This window comes from Paenibacillus sp. J22R67, assembly GCF_059692175.1.
In genome coordinates this window covers 853539-874985 of sequence record NZ_JCAUAX010000004.1, presented here as the reverse complement: position 1 = coordinate 874985, position 21447 = coordinate 853539, and the positions used below count along the sequence as shown (strand labels likewise).

Here is a 21447-nt window from a genome sequence, read left to right as displayed (position 1 = left end):
CCCCCTAGGAATCAATAAGACCGTATTTCAACTTTATTCGATCAAGCTTGGAAAGCATAGGTTTCGCAATAAAATACAAGAAAATCACCGTAGAAACGGCATGTATGAGATCAAAGGGGAATCCTTGCAGATAGGCCAGCAAAAACATTTCTTTGGTTGGCTGTAGAGGGGACATGAGCACAGAGGCTGGGTTCAGAAGACCTCCATAGATGAAAAATGTCGTTAACCCTCCGAAGATACATAGCGCTACCTTATTTCTTCTTAGAATACCTTTCTTAAATAGCACGCCAGCCAGAAAGCCGATGATGCCGAAAGCAAACATTTGCCATGGCGTCCAAGGACCTTGTCCAAAGAAGAAATTGGAAACGAACCCCGTAACAACACCAACAAGAAAACCCGCTTCTGCGCCTAAACACACACCAGCAATAATCACCATCGCAACAACCGGTTTAAACTGGGGAACCATGAAAAACGCAGCTCTTCCGGCCACTGCTATTGCACATAAGACTGCTATTACGATCAATTCTCTCGCTTGAGGTTTTCTAGATTCAAATAACATCACGAACGGCAGCATGGTTTCAAGGATAACCAGTAAGCTAATAAAATAGTATTTCCGATCATTCAAATAATAAATGCCAAACCATATGGTTAACGGTATGATTAGCAAAATAATAAAAGATGCGATGATCGTTCTTTGAGATAGCTTCCTTTTATCAACTGGTGTTTGATCCGTTTCATGACTTTTTTGAGGAGCTGTTTCTTTCCTGCTAATAAGCAATGACTCCGGCACCTTTCTGGTACTAGTAGGTATCTCTGACACTGTTCCACCAAGAGCCCGAATCACATCTTCCGTCGTAACCGCACTGGGCATCAAATGCCTGGCCATTCGACTTGCTGCCGTTGTGTAGAAGCTGTTGCCTGTAAAAAACTCCCGCGGTGTTCCTTCTGATACAATCTTACCATCAAAAAACATCGCGCATTTATCCGCAAAGGAGGCGCAGAACTCAACATCGTGGCTCACCATAATGATGGCCGTTCCCGAGAGCTTGAGGTTCTGAAGGATCTCTCCCAGCCTGAGCTTAAAATGGTTGTCCAGCCCCTTCGTAGGCTCATCCAACAACAAGATTTCAGGCTCAAGCAGCAATATCTTCGCAAGCGCAGCTCTCTGCTGTTCGCCACCGGACAAGTCATAGGGGTGACTTTTTAATAGACCCCCAAGCTCACAAAGTTCAGTCACTTGCTTTATTTTTTCTCGCAAAACCGCTTTGTCGACATTTCTGCCAACGAACATTTCGTGGAGATCCGCTTCCACGGTTTTACTTACAAAAAGCGTTTGCGGATTTTGCGGAAGCACTCCAAGCAAGCCGCCGTATTTCTCATTATCAGATAGATCTTGACTCTTCCTGCCACCTAGCCTAACCTCTCCCCTGTATGGCTTTTTCAAGCCTGAAATCAGGGATAATGCAGTCGTTTTGCCAGCACCGTTCCCTCCTAGAATGGCATATACTTCACCTGAATGAATGGATACGGACAAACCTTTTACGATATCAGGGGCTGCTTTTTCATACTTAAACCAAGTTTCCCTTAGCTCAACTGCGACTTTACCCGTTTGATTCGTTTGCGTCTTTTCCATCGTAGTTGTCAAGATTTGAGTAGTCTGAGCTAACTCATCCAGCCATTTCCGGCCTTCCCGAACCGTAATTGGACACTCCAAATCATTAGGGATGTGAGAATAAATTCTCATTGGCGTTGGCATTGCGAAGAACATCGCATCCATCGTTTCTTTCAGTACTTTGCCCACATTCCTAGGGGTATCAAAGGTAACTACTTTGCCACTGTCCAAAATGGCTACCTTGTCGGAAACAGGCAAAAGTTCCTCCAAGCGATGCTCGGAAATGATGATCGTTGTTCCTAGCTCTCTATTCACTTTCACAAGTGTATGAAGAAAATCTGATGAAGCTATAGGGTCAAGTTGACTCGTTGGTTCGTCCAAAATTAAAACCGAAGGCTGCATGACCATGACCGATGCTAAATTTAAAAGTTGCTTTTGCCCACCCGAAAGCTCTGAGACGGACTTATGAAACCAGGTTTGCATCCCGAAAAAGTTAGCGATCTCAGACACCTTCAGCCTAATAGCAGGCGTGCTATATCCTAAACTTTCTAACCCGAAGGCCAGCTCATGCCAAACTTTATCGGTAACAATCTGATTATCAGGTGACTGAAATACGAAGCCGATCTGAGATGATTGTGTTCTAGTATCGACCATGCCAAGATCAACACCTTCGAAACGGAGCATGCCGCTCCTTCTGCCATGAGGCGTTAGCATGGTTTTGAAATGGCGCAGCAGTGTCGATTTCCCACAACCTGACTTCCCACATAAGGTGATAAATTCACCTTGCCCAATCGTTAGAGAAATGTTATCGAGTGCAAATTTATCGCTGCCAGGATAAGAAAATGTTAAATTTTCGATTGCAAAAGCTTCCACTTCCTATCCTCCCATACATTCATAATTAAAGGTATTGCACACATTAGGGCATAAGAGCATAGTGCACTAATCATAAGAATGGAAGTTTCATGCCCTTTCATCGACGGATAATACCTGAAATACAAGGCTCCGCGTAATGAACTTATCAAGACATAACCTCCTACAATCATTAAAGCACCAAGAGCCCATTGATCACGTCGGTCAAACGTATAGTTCGAATAAGCCGTTCTTCCTTTCAGGCCGTAGCCGCGGCTTCTCATGGAATCAGACGTTTCAATGGCATTTTCTAACACCCAGGTTATCATAATCGACATAATTCGAATGCCATGTCTGACACGCGAGATCACGCTGCCATTCGAGATATCTCTGCCAATACATTTCTGGGAATCCGAAACCCTTTGGAATTGGGTCTTGAATGTCGGTACAAATCGCAGCACCATCGAAAAAATTAAGGACAACGCCGGGATGAGTTTGCCAAACAGATAAATGAACTTGTCGGAAGTCATCACAGCATTGTAACAAGAAAACCAACTGATGACCGTTATCAGCATAGTAGCCGAAGCCGCGCCAAACGTAATGGATTCCAAAGTAAGCGGATTCCCGTTGTCCAAATAAGTCAGAATGGTTACCCCTTCGTGATTAAACGCAGGGTTGATGAGTGCCGTTACAATCAGCATCGGCAGCATAACCAGAAAATTAAATCGAATCGCCCTTTTACCGTTTAAGTAGATCGAGTAAGCAAAGGAGAAAAAAAGAGAAATTAGCAGGCATGCCGGATGCAAGAAAAACATCGAACAAGTGATGACCATGACAAAATAAACAAAGTTAACAAGAGGATGATAGCTGGAGAAAGCATCTTTCATTGTTTTGTTGCTCCTAAAGCATTATAAGAGTCGCCAACGTCACGTCCTAAATCACATGTATAGACCCATTCAATGACGTCGCCTTCTTTCAATTGATATCGACTGCTTCCATAATTGGGAAACCAACCATTGACTTTAAACATCCAACCCGAGAGTTCTCCCACATCAAATTCATAGAGATTGTTGATTCCTTCGATATAGGCGGAATTGTAGATGGGGGTATTCACAAATTCCATATGAATTTTATGCTTTTTCATCTCCCTTTGCAGCACATTAAACACGGATTCGCCTTCGTAGAAAGTTACCTTCGTTGCTGGTAAAATGACCCCATCCTTAGGCACCAGTTCCACCTTTTCCTTATCCAGCAGCTTCATATTATCCAGAATTGTCAAGCAGGTAACGGATATGGTGGCTGTCATTGCCTTGTCAGAAATTTGGATGTTCTGTGGCTCAACAGGCAAAGGTTTACCAGACGGAACTGGCTCTGTTAAGTATTTATCTTTACCAGTCTTAAGATCAATTTCTTGCTTATCAGCAGGTTGACTGGCAGCAGGTGCAGGTGTTTCCTTTGGAGAGTCTTTGTCGGATTCTTCAGTGGGAACTATTGTTGGTTCCGGTGTTTGCGCAGGAGCTGCCTCTGGCGGCTTAACCGTACTTACCGGATCCTTGGATGACTGGGCTGCCGCGGGTTCAGCTTGAGAAGAATCAGGCTGCTGGGCACCCTGATTCTTAACTTCAACCGCTACCTGGGATTCCTGCTGTCTCTCTGGCTGAAGAGAAGCTTCCACCGTACTTGTAGGGAGTTTTCCAGAGTTGCTCGGTTGCGGTCCCATAAACAGATAACTGGATACGAGCGCAACCACGATGACAATTGCCGAAATTAACTTCGTTTTCGTTATTTTCATTCGACCACCTGATTCACAAAAGTTTTGATGCCATTAATAGATGGTATAGCATATCTGATACTTCACTGCGCGTTACAGCCGCTTCAGGTTGTATCTCTATCATTTCTTGGGATAAAATATGTTCTCTATACGAAAACGCTAGACTTGCTCTTGCCCATTCTGCCGTTTTCGTGTAGTCCGTAAACTGAGCAAGCATATCTCTTATTTCGATGTCCTGTACGTTCGTATCCATGCCACTTAGTTTGGCTGCACGAGCAACCATCACAGCAGCTTCCTGCCGGGTAATCGTTTGATCAGGAGTAAACATATCCGCTGATGTTCCTTGGATGAGGTTATAGCTGTAAGCCGTTCCTACATAGGGTGCATACCAGCTATCTTCAGAGACATCCTTAAAAGCATACGCTGCCTTTGGTGTCAGGCCTAGGCTTCTGGTAACAATGGCAGCAAATTCAGCCCTTGTCATCGTTCGATCCGGTGCGAATTGGGTGTCCGATATCCCGTTAAGGATATTTCTGGCAGCCATCGCTTCTATGGACCTCTGAGTGATATGGCCTTGAATATCAGAAAAAGTCTTGCCAGGACTAGCGATGACGCTCGGCTTAACATCTTTATTTTTATTCGGTAATCCTCCGTTTTCCGGCGTCAAGGTTTCGTTGCCCGGATCCGTCTGGGAATCCTTTTTTACGTCTACCATGTTGTAGAGGCTTGTTTCTCCTGCACTTACTCTCTCTACGTTGACCAACGTATAAAATGCCTGCTCCGTAGACATCAGATTTTCACCGCTGCCGTCAGCTGTATGCAAGAAACCTTTTCCTTCTTGATAATAACTTAACAAGTTGTCGATAAGATTATGACCATTTTTAGTAAACCTAGGATCTTCCGGTTTTATGCCAAGCTCACATAAAGCCATGAGAACTTGTGCCGCGCTTTCCAAATTCTCCGTTTCCCAGGTAGCGTACCCCCCCGAGTTATTCTGCATGTTGGATAGGGCTTCAACGGCCTTATCCGTTGCTGCTTTTACCTTTTCCTTACTTTGATATTTTGCGAGAGCTTGCAATGCCATACCAGTCACATCAGGGTCAGCTGTAGTGCCAGATAAAGCAAATCCCCCATCTGCCAACTGCCTTGCCAAAATTTCGTCGATATACATGTCTCTAGTCGCTTGAGTCTTCGCGTTTTTGTTCACAGGTATCTCATATTCGCCTGAATCTAAGGCAATTAGAGCGAAAATCGGACCGTTAATGCCCTGCCAGTTCGTTTTGTCGAAATCCCCTAAAGGCTCTAACAAGTTATAGCCTGCTACATTAGAGGGATCTTTGCCAATAGCGGTCAAAGCCAGAATCACTCTCGAGTACTCTGTGTACTTCTTGTCATGTAGAACGCCGCCAAGCTCCTTGACATACTTTTCTACACCCTTGTAGTAATTGTCATAATAACTCTGCGGTATAGAATTTCCTGAGCGTGCAAGCCCGATAACTGCCCATTCTCCGCCTATAGAACCTACCTGTGGTTCTGTGACAGTCTTGGTAAGATAGGAGGCTGTGTTGGAAATAGCCTGAGAAATTTCTGCTTTATCCGCTGCAAAAACTTGAATCGAACTGCTTAAATATAGACAAAGAATAAGAAGTAGTGCTGAAAGCTTCTTCATTGTTTTCAATGTTCTACCCCCAAATACTTCATAATTAAATATTGGAGAAGGAGCAGAAAATTGTTCTGCTCCTTCTCCATGAATTCTGCAAGCCTATAATTGCAAACTATCTTTTCTTATAAGCTCTCATAGCAACGACAATGGCCATTTCTCTTGTCACTTCATCACCTGGCTGAAAACGATTATTCCAACCCGTCATTAGCTCGCTAGCCATAATCGACTGAACGCTAGATTTAGCCCAATCGGATACTTGATCCAAATCCTCAATGCCAGTAGTCTGATCTGCTTTTGGAAGAGTTAGCGCATTGGCGATGATAACTGCCATCTGCTCACGTGTAAGCTTCTCATTTGGATTGAAATGCTCTACGTCATACCCAGAGATCATACCAGCTTGATAAGCCGTATTCACGTAAAGATAGTACCAGTCATTCTGAGAAACATCTTGGAAATGAATCGCATTCTCTTTCTTGATCTCTAAACCAAGCACATTGACCAGGATTTTGGTGAATTCTGCTCTCGTAATTGCAGCTTGTGGAGAGAATTTACCTCCATTGCCTTCAATAAACTTTTTCTGCGATGCCTCGCTTATTGATTCAATGGCCCAAGGTGAGACGGAATTTGAATCTGTATAAAGTTTCTTCCAATCAAATACCGGTGTCGTTTCGGTTTCCTTAGCACCTACCGTGTAAGATAGGAAGCTTGTGAAATGATTCGTTCTAATGATCAAATCATTATCTTTCACAAAGGCGTAGGTGATCTTCTCTTTGCCTTTTGTTGCTTCCAAACCTTGAGTTTCCGACTCATAGATCTCGATTGGTGTAAACTTCGTTCCTTCAATGAACCCGGCATGTTGATCTTTAGCATTTTTAATGACGAACGTAAGCGGCCTATCGAACAGAACGGATTGATCCGCATTACCCATACCAAACGCTTGGTTTATTTTCGTTAACTTCGTACTACCACTACTTAGGCTATTGTTTACAAGATTCAGAACACTCGTATCATGCGTATTAATGGATGTGAGCAGCTCGACGTTGTGATCTCCCGATTTGAGCACTGTGCCTTTATCGATTGAAAGAGTAATATCGCCTTTAATCGCAGTAATTGCCGGAATACTGTCCTGTACTTCCTCTAAATTAAGAAGTACTTTCGATTTCACATCAGGAATTTTAATCGTGATTAGATCTTTACCTTTTAATTCTGTAGAGATTTTGACCGTGTAATCTTGTTTAAGATCTGCAGGAATATCAAAGACTGTTTTATTACCTACTGTCGTTGGTGACGCTGGAGTTACAGGCTTTGGCCATTGACTACCGTCTTGCCCTAAGTCTGCCCCAAGATCAGTTGTATAACGCCATTGGATGGAGTCGCCGTCTTGAAGCGTGATTTTACTTGCACCTACACTTGGATATGTTCCATTAACATTATACATCCATCCGCTTCCAGGTCCATGGTCGAACTCACCGTCGCCGCTGATAGATTGAACATATATACTGCCATAATCTGCATACCATAATGCGCTGTAGTTGATTCCGCTCGTGTCTAGCACTCTTTTTAATACACTCCAAGCCGTATCACCATTCTTTAGTTCTACGCTAGATTCGGAAACTACATAACCTTTTTTAATAGTAAGTTTATCTACTGAAAGCGTTACATGCTTTGTTGCTGGCGGAGTAGTGCCCCCACCGCCATTTCCTGGACCAGTAGTAACATCGCTCGTAGTAAAAGCAACAAAGTCTGTAAAATGCTTCGTTTTAATGATAAGGTCATTACCACTATCGTACGCATACTCATTTTTACCGCTAGCCAATCCTTCAGCGTCGCTCGAAAACCTCTGGATTGATTTCGTTAATCCATTCTGGATATAGGCAGCTTCTTTCCCATTCATGCCAGCTATAACCAGAGTTACGAGTTGATCGAATTCGATTCGGTCATTGCCCCCGAGGGTAATCGCATGATACACCGTATCGAGCTTCTTCCCGCTGGAAATTACCGTGTTCAAAGCATTTTTCAATGTAGCATCCGATGTATCGTTGGTAGTAATCAGTTCCAATGCGGATGATTGACCGTTGGTAATCTGCGCACCTGCTGGAATGACAACAGATAGATTGCCTTTGACAGCCTCAATTCTTGGCAAACTTGTTCCTGTTGGCAAATCCAACCGGACTTTTGCTTTGCTTTCATTTGGAATTTCTACCGTAATTAATTTATTCGCATCCGCACTCGTTATAGGAATGAGATAGTTCTGATTATCAGATGGAATAACAACTTTAGGCTGATCGCCACTTGGTAATGGTACTTGAATTGGCGCAGTTCCTTTTTTAACTTGTAATGGCACGGTTGTATGAACAACTGTTGGTGCACTATTTTCTACATAATCAGATACGGAAACGGTATAATTCCCAGCTAGCAAGTTAGGAAAGAATGCTTTCCCATCCTCGTTCGTAGTTTTGGAAATCACTAGTTCGCCTGTTGAATCATAAATGGAGACATTAACGCCTTCCGCCTCGACAGGGTGTAACTGGAAATCACTATAATCAACTTCTGTTTTATGAACACTAACTGCAAAATTAATATCCTCAAATATTGAACTTTCTTGCGGCTCAAAAGAGATGGAGTCAATCGGCATTGTCGAATAATTATTATAAAAGAAGACAATGTCATCCGAAGGCTTTAATACAATTTGATCGCTTGTTCCGTTATAGGAAGTAATCCATTCATTTCCTCTATGAACTGCATAATCCCAATAACCATAATCCTCATTGCCATAATAACTGGAATGGATACCTTGAATGGTTAGATCAAGTGCTCCCCACTTTTCTTCTTTTTTCAATTCGATACCTTTTGAAGCCGTAAAAGTTTCGAGTGCTTCGAGCGGTGTTACTGCGGTGGTGCTGCCTTCGGCAATACGACCTTGCGGTCCTTCAATACGTATTGTCACCGGTGAAGCTGTTACTGGGTCCAACCCAGGTAGCGGCTTGGTGAAGTCATACAATCGTTCTCCATTGCCTTCTTTGAAAATCTTGTAGGCAGCTAACGCTTGAAGTGCTTGTTCTGTCGCCATTCCATTCGATCGAAGTTGCGTTGCATGAGAGAAGCTGCCATCTGGCAAACGGAACTTGAATAACTTATCAAGTAAATTAACGCCATTTTTTGCATACTTCGCGCTTGTTGGATCTAGTTTATTCGAGGTTAATGCAATAATGGCTTGAGATACACTCTCACTGTTATCTACTCTATAAGAAAGATAGCCCCCATTGGATTGTTGGTTCAGAGACAGCCAACTAGCTGCTTTTGCAAGGGTATCAGCCTGAACTAAAGCTTGATTGTTCACATACGGAGCCAGCGCTGTAAATGTCATCGCAGTCATATCAGGATCACTAGCTCCACTGCTTAAAGTGAAACCACCGTCTTGATTCTGTCTTGAAATAATTTGATTGATTATTAATTGTCTTGTCCATAAGGCATTATCCGGTACAGCATAATTTTTGGAATCAAGCGCTAATAAAGCAAAGACTAAACCGTTGATGCCTTGCGATGTCATTTTGCTGTGATTGTACAATTTCTCAATTAAGTTATAACCGTCAACTTGAGAAGCGTCACCGCCAGTAACCGTTAAACCAAGGATCGTCCGTTCAAGATCAGTAACTAAGTTAAAATCTCCTTTGGAACTTGAAACACTATTGACTAGTTTTTGATAATACGTTACAGGAAGCTTAAAACCCGTGCGTGCTAAACCGATTGCGCTCCAATCTGTGCTTACGCCGCTTGGCTTGGACAGGAAATAGGTAGAAGCAGCGTTAATTGCCTCTTGTATATCACTTGTTGAATACTGACCGCCAGATGGGGCATTTGGATCGTTAGGGTTTGTTGGTGGATTCTCATCCAAGTAATTATCGGTATAGCGAAGCACGATATCGGCATTACGGCCTAGTATGTAGCTGCCAATCCCGACATCAGGATCAACACCATCAACGGAATACATCCAACCGCTGTTAGGTCCGCCGTCAAAGGCAGCAAGTCCGCCAACGGTTGAGATATACGCGCCGTTTTCATTGATATAGGAAATGCCTGCTTCAGTTAATACCTTTTCAATCACATACGCAGCCGTATGACCTGATTCAATATTTACCGTTGTTTTCGGTAAAGTGACGCTTTTACCAGCAGCAGCACTAATACCGTTCAAGGTTAACGAAACAGCAATCGTCTGTGGATCTACTGTTGTCGTGACTAAGTTTTGAAATGCTGTATTTATTTTTACTAATGCACTATCAGCATGATATTGAATAGCACTGGTATTTGCGGAAACTGCTTTTGCGAGTGTTAAGCTGTTTTGCAGTATTAGCCAGCTTGCATCTGTATAGTTGCCCTGTTGTAACGCATCAAGCTCAGCTATTTTTGCATTCAGTGCCGTTTTATTGGCGGTTGTTGTTATATCTTGGTCATAGTCATCTGTGTAAACAAGTGAAATGACGTCACTGCTTTTTAATTTGTAATCCGCGATGCCAACAAGGGCAAATTGACCATTGACCAAGTACATCCAGCCACTTTTGGAACCGCCATCACCTGTGTCCAAATCGCCTATTTTCGTAATGTAATTCCCTTTTTCATTAACAAACGTGAGCTTTTTTTCATCTAATACTTTCTTAATTGCATATGCAGCTGTTGCTCCCTCTGCAACAACGGTATCTGTTTTAGCTAAGTTAACGATTTTTCCAGCTGTTGCGCTGAAACCATTTACGGTGACTGAAACCGTAATTGTAGGAGGAGCATTATTTTGCAGTCCTTGTACGGCTGCTAGTAAATTAGCTAACGTGACGTCAACCTGATCCTGGATTGCCGTACTGTTGGCAGACACTTCTTTGGCTGCTGCCAAACTATTTTGCAGCGCTTGCCAGCTTGTGTCTGAATAATTACCTTTTGTCATGCTCTCGACATCAGCAATCGAGGCATTCAACGCCGTTTTATTGGCCTCTTTTATAATACTCAAGTAGTAAATCTTAGGGGTGTTTATACCTTCCTGTGCAATAACTCTAACGATTTTAGCCTTATTGGCGCTCAGTGTAATTTCTTTATCAATTAATGTACCTGAGGTACCGCTTTTATTATTGACGAAAATTTGGCTTGCAGTGCCATTAGCCGTAATCTTAATTTTATCCGCATTGATTCGGATATCCTCATAGACATAAACACCAGAAGTAACGGTAACTTGCTTCGTAGCGTCTGCATCAACACCTGACAGTACGATGCTTGAGAGATCTGGAGTTTCATAAACAGCGTCATTAACGGTAACCTTCTGCAATGAAGTAACTTCGGCACCTATTTCCCCAAAGACGCCACCGTCTATTTGAACCGCATTATAAACCTTAACAAAGCTGATATTCGTTAAGTTGACAGGCTTACCAACACTGTCAACAGCCCAGCTAATATCAATAGGATCGCCTTTAACTGGTGATGTTAAATAGGGATTGGCAGGAACATCATAGGGAGCGCTGCCGTTCGCATGCGTATCGGGATAACCGAAGGCGTTATTCCGAACGGCAATTTTCACGCCGCTGTAGGTATACGATTGGTTGTTAAAATCGGATGGGGCATTTGGGTAATTTTCAGGTATCGGATAATAGGCATGTTTATGAGACCCATTTGTTTTTACATTCCCACTGCCTCCCTGATTATCAACCCATGGCACATTAACACCATCAGGGCTCGTAAATGCCGGCTCGGGATTCGTATAGGTAACCCTATAATCCCAAATCGTGCTGTCTTCATAATGCTCTGATCCAGCAATATAAAACCAAGGTCCCGGATTACCTGTCCCGTCATCCTGTGCTACGGCTACACCAGCAGGTTCTTCGTTTCCAGCAAAGGCGTTTCCGAACACGGTGAAGTCCACACCGTACGGATTTTTGGGGCTGTTCTGGATCGGCTCATCGAATTTGTAGACGATGCTTCCTCCAAATGCACCTAGGGACACGCCCGTGGAACCTGGCGTGTTCGTCCATTTCGAGTTAACATCTCCCGTTGCGCCCCAACCAGCTTCGTTGGTGAATTGTCCTGGCGCTGGCAACCATTCGCGGATTGAGCTAGTTCCTGTTGTACTGGCAAGTGCTTGACTGCTCGGTCCTGCCAAAACGCCTAGTGAAGAAAATAAAAGAATAAAAGACATAAAAAGTGCAATAAACGGTTTTGAAGCATAACGATGAATCATCTTTGTCATTCCTCTTTCCTACCAAATTTGGACAACAGCGCAAAAAAGCCACCCTAAAAAACTAGGGTGGCTGTACATCCATAAGCACGCACAATAACATGTGGTAATAGTAAGAATTATGCCGTGGCATAATCTATTGTTGCTAATTCCCACCCCCAAAGAATTAGTAACATACTATAAATAAAGGCAGGTCTCCTGGCTCATGCGTCATCGCTTCTCTTTCGCCTTCCCAATCTCGTGAACAAGTCAGTGGCATATGAAAGAGTTACTCGGCAATTACAGTGGTGGGACCGCGTCGGCTTTTACCGAACTTCCCTTTTAAGCAAACATCCAAATCGTATGCTTGCACCCTTATTTAGCATATTATATTTTGTCATCGCTAATGTTATATCGTTTATTTCGTTTTGTCTACTTCATAATTTATTTCATAACATTCGGGGTAAGCCATGTAACTATCACTAATAAACCGATGATCCTGAATCCATTCAGAAACAATCATATAGACATTGTCTTTCAAGTAGGGACTAAATGTGTCGTCGTTCATAATCTCAATTTGTTGCGGAATAGCATCTACTAACATGATATCATTCGTTTCAAATCCACTCGGGAGCGTGCTAAGAACGCTGACTGTGGAAATATAAATATTTTTCACAAATACGAGATGGTCATTTTCAAAAATTAGATATTGTCCAACTTCCTCGATCGCGTCGAGCTCTCCTCCAGCCTCTTCCCGCATCTCCCTTCGGACCGTTTGAAGAACAGCCTCGCCTTTCTCTCTCTTCCCCCCAGGCAACTCCCACCCCCGGTAGTTATGTCTAACGAGAACCATTTTACCTTGATAGAAAGCAAAAATCAGGACACAATTCGGTTCTTCAATGAGACATTCCCTTGACAATATGATCTTTTGATTCAGCAAAGCACCTGGAAATTCATACTTCACTATGCCCACCAACTTTTTCGTCTAATATAAAAAAAGTATTTGATCCAAAGATCAAATACTTGGCCCAGATGTAAATCTAAATTTAGTAGTTCAACCCTGGATATAATGGGAATTGCGCTGTCAAATCGCTTACCAACCCGCGTACTTTGTTATGCACACCTTCGTCCGTTGGGTTTTTCAAAGTTAACGCCACAATTTTGGCAATTTTTTTCATAGCTTCTTGATCCATGCCACGGGCGGTAACTGCTGGCGTTCCGATCCGAACTCCGCTTGTAATCATCGGCTTAGCTGGATCGAAAGGAATCGCGCTTTTGTTCACCGTTACGCCTACTTCATCCAGTAAATGTTCCGCCTCTTTACCGGTAATATTGAGACTGCGCAAGTCGATCAGCATCAGGTGATTATCTGTTCCTCCAGAAACAAGATTGACACCTTCTGCCAGTAGTTCTTCTGATAACGTTTTGGCGTTAAGAACAACATTTTGAGCATACGTTTTAAAATCCGGTTGGAGTGCTTCGCCAAAAGCAACGGCTTTAGCGGCAATGATATGCATCAAAGGCCCGCCTTGCGTCCCGGGGAACACCGCTTTATCAATCGCTGCAGCCCAAGGCTTGCGGCACAGAATCATACCGCCGCGGGGTCCGCGAAGCGTTTTATGCGTAGTTGTTGTTACAAAGTGGGCGTGTGGAACTGGGCTAGGATGTAACCCTGCCGCAACTAACCCGGCAATATGGGCCATGTCCACAAAGAACAATGCTCCTACATCATTAGCAATCGAACCTAATGCTTCAAAATCAATAATGCGAGGATATGCGCTGGCACCAGCCACGATCATACGAGGCTTATGCTTGAATGCCAATTTGCGAACCTCGTTGTAATCAATAAACCCATCGCTTTCTCTAACTCCATAAGGTATAAAGTTATATAATATTCCGGAAGCATTAACAGGACTGCCGTGAGTTAAGTGACCGCCATGCGCCAAGTTCATACCAAGAACTGTATCTCCAGGTTTCAGAGCAGCTAAATATACCGCCAAATTGGCTTGTGCGCCGGAATGCGGCTGCACGTTGGCATGCTCTGCGCCAAATATTTCTTTTGCACGATCACGCGCGATATCCTCAACGATATCTACATACTCACAGCCGCCGTAGTATCGTTTCCCCGGATAACCTTCTGCGTATTTATTCGTCAAAACCGTTCCCATCGCTTGCAACACAGCTTCGCTGACGAAGTTTTCAGAAGCGATTAACTCAATTTTGTCACGTTGACGGCCAATCTCCAGATTCATAGCCTCAACAATTTTAGGGTCTTGTTTGCGTAATTGTTCCACAGTAAATTGCTCCTTAGCATCATATTCTACAATTTGTTATAAAAAAGATATCATAGAGCTGTGGCTATAGAGTAACTGGATTTAACTATATCTAGATATAGCTAATGGCTATATCTACGGTAGATTTGGGTAAACGCGATAACCAGTCAAACATTAGTTCTAACTCCAGATTTGCGCTTGTGTATTCACTCAAGGGAACTGGAGTCTTCTATTCCGAGGAAAACGAACTGTTTCCTCTCCGAGCGGAACTACAGGCTCTTATTTGTCCTCCACATTGCATATTCAGGAAGAAATTAGAAATATAGCGGAACGTAGTTCCCCATACACGTGGAATTGTGCCTTTTCAGAGAAATAGAGGATTATAGATCCCTCCCAAACACCTGTTTAGAAAAACCTAGCCTGCAGCTAGATCTTTGTCTAAACGCTAGTTCACTTTTCATTATGTCCTGTGTTTTATTTCTCTTACTCACTTTACTTACTACTTCACTTACTACTTCACTTACTACTTCACTTCCCCTTTACCATTACCCTACTTCTACTTCTACTTCTACTTCTACTTCTACTTCTACTTCTACTTCTACTTCTACCCCTACCCCTCCCCCTACCCCTACCCATACTCTACTTCTCTTACTAATTTACTTTTTATTTCTCTTTCCACACTATCCTGCTCTTATATGTCTGCACACTACCATACCTCTCTACTCCCCCCAGCGTCCTTCCAGCTCTCATTGGATGAAATCCAATGAGATCGCCGTGTAGACAAGTTAATTCTTCTTTTCGTTGGATGAAATCCAACAAGGGCGGCTAAAATGGCGCTGAACCCCCACAAAATTCATCTATAGGTTGGATTTTGTCCAATGAGTTTGACATTTAAGCGTCAAAAATCGCCTGTTCGTTGGAATTCATCCAATGAGCTTGACTCTCCTCAGGCGGAGCACCCTCATCTTCCATTCTGCTGCCTAAGCATCCACGAATTCCATCATGGCATTCGGCAGATGATCCTCAAATTGACGCCAATCGAAGAGCATCTCGTCATCTGTCAACAAGCAAGCATCCAGCGAAGCTGTAATGTCTGCCCGATTCATCTCTATCCCAATGAATGCGACCTTATTCATGCGATCCCCGTAAGTGGCATCCCATTGCGGGATCTGGTCATCTTCCTCTTCGAGGATAGCTTCTCTTTCCTCTGCAGGAAGCGCAGCTATCCAATACCCTGCGGGTCCGAACCGTACAGAGGGACCTGATTGGCTCAGATTTTGAGCATGATCGTTCCGGGTAGCCAGCCACATAATTCCCTTGGCTCTCACGATCTCGGCAGGCCAGTCCTCCATCCAGCTCATTAGCCGCGAAGGCTCGAAAGGTCGAACTCTTTGGTACACAAAAGATGAAATACCATATTCTTCGGTTTCGGGTGTATGCTTTTCCTTCGCCAGCTCCTTCATCCAGCCAGCGGATGTGCTAGCTTCATCAAAATCAAAGAGGTGTGTATTCAGAATGTCCGCTGGCGTCACCTGTCCATGAATAGAGCGAATAAACTTGGCTTTTGGCTGCAGCGTACGAAGAACGCCTTCCAGCTCATTCAGCTCCTCTTCCTCCAGCATGTCGCATTTATTCATAATAAGCACATCGCAGAATTCGATTTGATCGATCAGAAGATCCACCACTTCTCTTGTATCGTCATCCCCGACAGCTTGACTTCGTTCAAGCAGAGTTTCACCTGAGGAAAAGTCGGTCCAGAAACGATATGCATCTACAACAGTCACCATGCTATCCAACCGACAAAACTGGGAAAGATCTATGCCCTGCTCCTCATCGATGTAGGTGAAAGTTTGGGCTACTGGCAGGGGTTCGCCGACACCGGTTGACTCGATCAGGATATAGTCGAATGTATTCATTTTGGCAAGCCGCTCCACTTCCCTCAGTAAATCATCCCGCAACGTGCAGCAGATGCAGCCATTGGACATTTCAACCAGACTCTCATTCGTCCGAGACAGCCCGCTGCCCTCACGAATAAGCCCAGCGTCTATATTAACTTCGCTTAAATCATTGACAATAACGGCAACTTTCAAGCCATCCCGATTATGTAAAACGTGGTTTAACAGCGTGGTTTTACCTGCTCCCAAGTACCCGCTCAAAACCGTAACTGGTATTTTATGATCCGACATATTCATTCTCCTTTATTAGTCATTCAAAGCTTTCTTCAGTGCTTCCAAGTTCTTAGTCATGATCGCGATGTAATCCAAATTTTGCTTTTTATCTTCATCCGTCAAACCTTCTAGCGGATTAAGCACATCCGTTTTCGCATTGATTTCTTTGGAAATCGTTTGGGCCACTTTCGGATCAACTAATGTTTCAAAGAATATCGTCTTTACTTGATTTTTTTTAGAAAAATCGATGATATCAGCCATTTTAGCCGGTGAAGGCTCTTCTTCCGGTGAGAGTCCAGCGATTGGCACTTGAGTCAATCCATATTCTTTGGCCAGATAACCGAATGCGGCATGCTGAGTCACGAAATCTTTCTGTTTCACCTTGCTCAGCCCCGTTCGGAAGGACTCATCTAAGGCTTTGAGCTTTGCGATAAAAGCATCGGCATTTTTCCGATAATCCGCTGTGTGTGCAGGATCAGCTTGAGTCAGACCAGCCACAATGGACTCCACTTCTTTTTGAGCGAGAGCAGGACTTAACCAAACATGCGGATCCAGTATTTTACCATCAGCAGCCTCTTTGTGGTCTTCATCTTTATGGTCTTCTTTGTGATCCTCTTCTTCTTCCAGTAATCCTTCCATCAATTCGATGCCTCGGCTAGCTTCAACTACGACACGCTTCTGATTGTCTGCACTCGCAAGCGCTTGTTCAGCCCAGCCTTCCACAATTCCGTTGAAAACAAACACATCCGCATTGCTCACTTTTTTCATATCTTTGGCGCTGGGCTCCCAATCGTGCGGCTCGCTACCCGCGGGTATCAAAGCGATAACGTCTGCATACTCTCCAGCTACTTGCTTGGTGAATTCATACATCGGATAAAAAGTGGTAACTACGTTTAGCTTACCGGTGGTCGAGGACTGAGCTGCGCAGCCTGATAAAATAAGTGTGGATACAGCGGTGAATACGAGTGATTTGGCCATCCATGATTTTTTCATTGTCGATTATTCCTCCAAATAGGTGTGAAATGATAATGATTAAGCAGACTCATGCGATGATGGAAGCAGAGTGCTGAATGCCGTTTGTTCGGCTTGAAGCTCTTTTTGATTACTGGCTTTGCTGAACCTTACGATCAACTTTTTGATGCTTAAACCAGCTATTAAGACGATTAATAAAAGAATCGCAATGGTTCCACCTGGTGGTGTGCTAAACTCATAGGAAGCCGTAAGACCTGAAAAAACACCAACCAAGCCGATTCCCATGGCGATAAAAAGTGACGAAACAAAGCTAGGCGCGATACGGATAGCTAGCGCTGCGGGAAGAATAATTAGCGCGGATACAAGGAGCACGCCAACAATAGGCATTGCAGCGGCTACGATCATGCCCGTTAAAACACTAAAGCCAAGTGAAATCCATCTGACTGGCAGTCCATTCGTTTTCGCTGTATCTTCATCGAACGTAATTTGATACAACGGCCGGCGAAATACGAAGAAGAAGAGGCCGCCTATGAAGGCAACGATGAACATGAACAGCAGCTCTATTTCATTGACGGCAACGACGGATCCGAATAAATAGGCGGAAAAACCTTTGTTGATACTAGGATTAAGGCTCATGATGATGACAGCGGAAGACAAGCCGCCAACCATGATGATTGCAACAGAAATCTCACTATAGGATTTATAGGACCTTCTCACATATTCCACTGCGATTGCCCCCAGAGTTGCCACCACAAATCCGGATAACGTAGGGTTGATGTGCAGATAAGCTCCTCCTGCTACTCCCGCCAAGGAGACATGCGAGAGCATATCCGCCATGAGTGCTTGCCTTCGAAGCATCAGATAAACGCCAAGAACTGATCCTATTATTGCTATCAACCCACCGGCACAAAATGCCCGCTGCATGAAGTCGTAGTGCAGCATTTCCATCCGCCATCCTCCTTTCTTTCCAGTTCAATGATTCGATTGAGGTACGGGGCTGCTTCGTCAAGACTATGCGTCACCATGATAACTGTGCGTCCGTGAACTTTGACTTGGTGGTGCATAAGTTCATAGAACCCGAACCGACTATCGTGATCCATCCCCGTCGTAGGTTCATCCAGCACAAGCATATCCGGCTCTTGCGCGAGCGCTCTGGCGATGCAGATCCGCTGTTTCTGTCCGCCAGAAAGCTCCCCTATTTTGCGCTTCCGCAAATCCCACATGCCTACCTGGCGCAGCGCCATCTCCGTCAAACGGTCATCTTCTTTCAGAAGCTTCCTGAACCAAGAGCCGCTTGCGTATCTGCCTGAACGGACAAATTCAAGGATTGTGCTGGGAAATCCGCTATTGAATGCTGAGATTTGTTGCGATACATAACCGACTCTCAGCCTCCTGCCCTCTTCATTCGCAGAGGATAAGAACACCTTCCCCTTCCATGGCTCAAGCAAACCCAACATGAGCTTAAGCAAGGTTGACTTCGCTGCGCCATTCGGACCTGTAACTGCAACAAATTCACCTGATTGAATCTCAACATTAGCATCTTGTATGCAGGGAATATCGTTATATCCGAACTCCACCTCTTTCAAAGAAGCCACTAACATACGTACAATCCTCCCTACCTGTAAAAATTACGAATAATCATTAATAAAAAAAGCAGAATCTGCTTATACATGTAATAGTGAAGGTCACCCGATCGATAAATCGTAATTATTACTATTACAACGACAAATATAGCTTGTTAAAAAGACGTTGTCAACAACGAAATCAACAGTTGCCTATCTTCTACCCATTCATTTTAAAAGCTTATCTTGCAGCTATCCCTTATTTGTACTACAATCTAATTCGTAAACATTACTTTTAAGAAAAGAGAAAAGGAGCCCTCTTATGAATAAAGTACCCGTGATCATACTGAGTGGATTTCTAGGCAGCGGTAAAACGACTTTGCTCCTGCGCATGCTCCGAGAAGCTGCCGACTTTCGCCTCATGCCAGCCGTACTTATGAATGAATTAGGGAAACAAGATGTCGATGGTCATCTGCTGCTGGATGCTTCTCCAGACCTCCCACTGACCAAACTGCTTGATGGCTGCATCTGCTGCAGCAAAAAAAGTGATATTCAAGATTCGCTTAAACAACTATTAACACGTAAGCCGGATGTTATTCTCATCGAATTGACTGGTGTCGCTAACCCGGAAGAAATTGTAGATGCCTTGACAGAGCCTGCACTGCTGCCCCATGTAAAACTTCACAAAGTGATCACGGTGCTCGACACCGAAAATGTGCTTGAATACAACAGCATTTTTGCATCCGATCGCGAGCTCGTCCATACGCTTAGGAGACAGATCGAGGTTGCCGACCTTCTTCTATTGAATAAAATCGATCTCATCTCAGACAAGCAACTGAAGTCTATCGAGAAAACCGTTCGTAAATTCAATCATCAGGCCTTGTTACTGCCTACAACATTCAGTCAACTGGATTTAGACATCATTTTCGGCAGCCTCCCGTCCAGACAATCACAGCCCCCAACTGCACCTAAATTGAATAAAAGCTTACACATGCGCGCCGTAAAAGCTTTCAAAGAACCGAGTGCGGCTTCTAAACACACCACTTCCTTTTCACGTGTTCAAACATTTACCTTCTCGATTGAACATGATGTTGTGATCACTCAAAGCCTTGTGGAGCATTATTTGGGGAAATGGGGAAAATCGCTTCTTCGCGCCAAAGGATATTTACGAATTGGCACCAAACGTGAAGCTTATCTTCTGCAATTTGCAGGCAAACGCACGAATTGGCAGCCGACCGCTTACCAAGGAGTGTCTTATCTTGTTCTCATAGGGCTTGATTTGGATGTGCAATTGCTTGAGGATGACTGGAATAAGCGGCTGATTGACTCTCCAACCAATTAACATGAAGGAGCCTTTTCTAATGCCGAACACCGTATTTAAAGCGAGCATGCACCTCTTGACTGCCCTTATCTTCGTCCTCCTTGTCCTCATCTTTTGGAACCAGGATGTATCCCTGCCGGATGTCCTGCAAACGGAGCAAATACAAGCATTTAAGACTATTTTTATTAGTATCCTATTAGAAGCGATCCCTTTCATTGTGGTAGGCGTATTGCTCTCATCGCTGCTACAAACGTTTGTTTCTGAACAAACCATCCGCCGTTTTATACCAAAGAACCCTTTCCTCGGCATTTTGTTTGCCTGTTTGCTAGGTACCCTTTTCCCCATGTGCGAATGCGGTATGATTCCTGTCGTACGAAGGCTTATTCTCAAAGGAATGCCTATTTACATAGCCGTTGTTTTCATCTTAACGGGCCCCATTATTAATCCCATTGTTTTTGCAGCCACATTCATGGCATTCCGAAATCACCCTGCTATGGCGTATTCCCGTATAGGACTAGCTTTTGCTGCCGCTGTTATCATCGGACTGTTCCTCTATCGTTTTATCAAAAGCAATCCACTTCGCAATAGCCGCGCTAACTTCTCGAATCAAGTTGACTGGGAGGGGCATCAGCATCAAGGGGGAGGTTTTGTTAGCAAAGTAAACACCTTTTTCGTACATGCTTCTGATGAGTTTTTCGAAATGGGCAAATATCTGGTTTTTGGTTCCCTGCTTACTGCTTTGATTCAAATCTATATGCAGCGCGAAAGCCTGCTTGCGATTGGTCAGGGTCCGATCAGCTCCCATGTGTTTATGATGGGTTTTGCCTACATCCTTTCTCTATGCTCGACCTCGGACGCCTTCGTCGCTTCATCTTTTCAGACTTCGTTTACGCCTGGATCTCTGCTGACCTTCCTGGTCTTTGGTCCCATGCTGGATTTCAAAAGCACGCTCATGCTGCTTTCCGTCTTTAAATCTAAATTTGTACTCCTGCTCGCAATATTGATTGTCATTACGGTTCTCAGCTGCTCGCTGCTCGCCCAACATCTCTTATAAATTTGGCTTTCA

General features: G+C 43.9%; 13 protein-coding genes and 1 riboswitch. Of the genes, 2 read left to right on the top strand and 11 right to left on the bottom strand.

Annotated features, from left to right (window positions below):
• Positions 1 to 4: 4 nt before the first annotated feature.
• The 11 genes from AC58VC_RS19975 to AC58VC_RS19925 form a co-directional block, all read right to left on the bottom strand.
• Positions 5 to 2485 (bottom strand): ATP-binding cassette domain-containing protein, encoded by a 2481-nt coding sequence (locus tag AC58VC_RS19975; RefSeq protein ID WP_497370571.1) that lies wholly within the window; start codon positions 2483 to 2485, stop codon positions 5 to 7.
• Positions 2458 to 3348, bottom strand: a complete 891-nt coding sequence (locus AC58VC_RS19970; protein ID WP_497370570.1) for an energy-coupling factor transporter transmembrane component T — start codon at positions 3346 to 3348, stop codon at positions 2458 to 2460. The genes AC58VC_RS19975 and AC58VC_RS19970 overlap by 28 nt, the downstream gene beginning before the upstream one ends.
• A complete protein-coding gene (locus AC58VC_RS19965) occupies positions 3345 to 4253 on the bottom strand; it encodes a DUF4430 domain-containing protein (RefSeq protein ID WP_497370569.1) in 909 nt (302 codons plus the stop codon). The genes AC58VC_RS19970 and AC58VC_RS19965 overlap by 4 nt, the downstream gene beginning before the upstream one ends.
• A 13-nt stretch (positions 4254 to 4266) precedes the next feature.
• Positions 4267 to 5901, bottom strand: a complete 1635-nt coding sequence (locus AC58VC_RS19960) for an S-layer homology domain-containing protein (protein ID WP_497370606.1) — start codon at positions 5899 to 5901, stop codon at positions 4267 to 4269.
• Positions 5902 to 6007: 106 nt separating this feature from the next.
• Complete coding sequence (locus tag AC58VC_RS19955; RefSeq protein WP_497370568.1) at positions 6008 to 12109, bottom strand: DUF4430 domain-containing protein; 6102 nt, start codon at positions 12107 to 12109, stop codon at positions 6008 to 6010.
• 168 nt (positions 12110 to 12277) lie between these two features.
• A riboswitch (cobalamin riboswitch) is annotated at positions 12278 to 12477 on the bottom strand.
• 26 nt (positions 12478 to 12503) lie between these two features.
• Positions 12504 to 13049 (bottom strand): NUDIX domain-containing protein, encoded by a 546-nt coding sequence (locus AC58VC_RS19950; protein ID WP_497370567.1) that lies wholly within the window; start codon positions 13047 to 13049, stop codon positions 12504 to 12506.
• 82 nt (positions 13050 to 13131) lie between these two features.
• Positions 13132 to 14379, bottom strand: a complete 1248-nt coding sequence (glyA, locus tag AC58VC_RS19945) for a serine hydroxymethyltransferase (RefSeq protein WP_497370566.1) — start codon at positions 14377 to 14379, stop codon at positions 13132 to 13134.
• A 959-nt stretch (positions 14380 to 15338) separates the two neighbouring features.
• A complete protein-coding gene (locus AC58VC_RS19940) occupies positions 15339 to 16550 on the bottom strand; it encodes a GTP-binding protein (protein ID WP_497370565.1) in 1212 nt (403 codons plus the stop codon).
• Positions 16551 to 16559: 9 nt separating this feature from the next.
• On the bottom strand, positions 16560 to 17519 hold the full coding sequence (locus AC58VC_RS19935; RefSeq protein ID WP_497370564.1) for a metal ABC transporter substrate-binding protein: 960 nt from the start codon (positions 17517 to 17519) through the stop codon (positions 16560 to 16562).
• A gap of 39 nt (positions 17520 to 17558) precedes the next feature.
• Positions 17559 to 18446 carry a metal ABC transporter permease gene (locus AC58VC_RS19930; protein ID WP_497370563.1) on the bottom strand — a complete coding sequence of 296 codons (888 nt, stop codon included), beginning with the start codon at positions 18444 to 18446 and terminating at the stop codon, positions 17559 to 17561.
• Positions 18392 to 19099, bottom strand: a complete 708-nt coding sequence (locus tag AC58VC_RS19925) for a metal ABC transporter ATP-binding protein (protein ID WP_497370562.1) — start codon at positions 19097 to 19099, stop codon at positions 18392 to 18394. Before AC58VC_RS19925 ends, AC58VC_RS19930 begins: the two co-directional genes overlap by 55 nt.
• Positions 19100 to 19382: 283 nt before the next feature.
• On the opposite strand from AC58VC_RS19925, the gene AC58VC_RS19920 reads away from it, so the two are divergent.
• Positions 19383 to 20402 carry a CobW family GTP-binding protein gene (locus AC58VC_RS19920; RefSeq protein ID WP_497370561.1) on the top strand — a complete coding sequence of 340 codons (1020 nt, stop codon included), beginning with the start codon at positions 19383 to 19385 and terminating at the stop codon, positions 20400 to 20402.
• A gap of 19 nt (positions 20403 to 20421) precedes the next feature.
• Entirely contained in the window at positions 20422 to 21435 is a 1014-nt protein-coding gene (locus AC58VC_RS19915; protein ID WP_497370560.1) for a permease, read from the top strand.
• Positions 21436 to 21447 lie beyond the last annotated feature (12 nt).

Coding starts and splice junctions, on each gene's coding strand:
- AC58VC_RS19960 (WP_497370606.1), bottom strand. CDS start 5,901: ATGAAGAAGCTTTCAGCACTACTTCTTATTCTTTGTCTATATTTAAGC.
- AC58VC_RS19915 (WP_497370560.1), top strand. CDS start 20,422: ATGCCGAACACCGTATTTAAAGCGAGCATGCACCTCTTGACTGCCCTT.
- AC58VC_RS19955 (WP_497370568.1), bottom strand. CDS start 12,109: ATGATTCATCGTTATGCTTCAAAACCGTTTATTGCACTTTTTATGTCT.
- AC58VC_RS19925 (WP_497370562.1), bottom strand. CDS start 19,099: ATGTTAGTGGCTTCTTTGAAAGAGGTGGAGTTCGGATATAACGATATT.
- AC58VC_RS19920 (WP_497370561.1), top strand. CDS start 19,383: ATGAATAAAGTACCCGTGATCATACTGAGTGGATTTCTAGGCAGCGGT.
- AC58VC_RS19965 (WP_497370569.1), bottom strand. CDS start 4,253: ATGAAAATAACGAAAACGAAGTTAATTTCGGCAATTGTCATCGTGGTT.
- AC58VC_RS19935 (WP_497370564.1), bottom strand. CDS start 17,519: ATGAAAAAATCATGGATGGCCAAATCACTCGTATTCACCGCTGTATCC.
- AC58VC_RS19940 (WP_497370565.1), bottom strand. CDS start 16,550: ATGAATATGTCGGATCATAAAATACCAGTTACGGTTTTGAGCGGGTAC.
- AC58VC_RS19970 (WP_497370570.1), bottom strand. CDS start 3,348: ATGAAAGATGCTTTCTCCAGCTATCATCCTCTTGTTAACTTTGTTTAT.
- AC58VC_RS19930 (WP_497370563.1), bottom strand. CDS start 18,446: ATGGAAATGCTGCACTACGACTTCATGCAGCGGGCATTTTGTGCCGGT.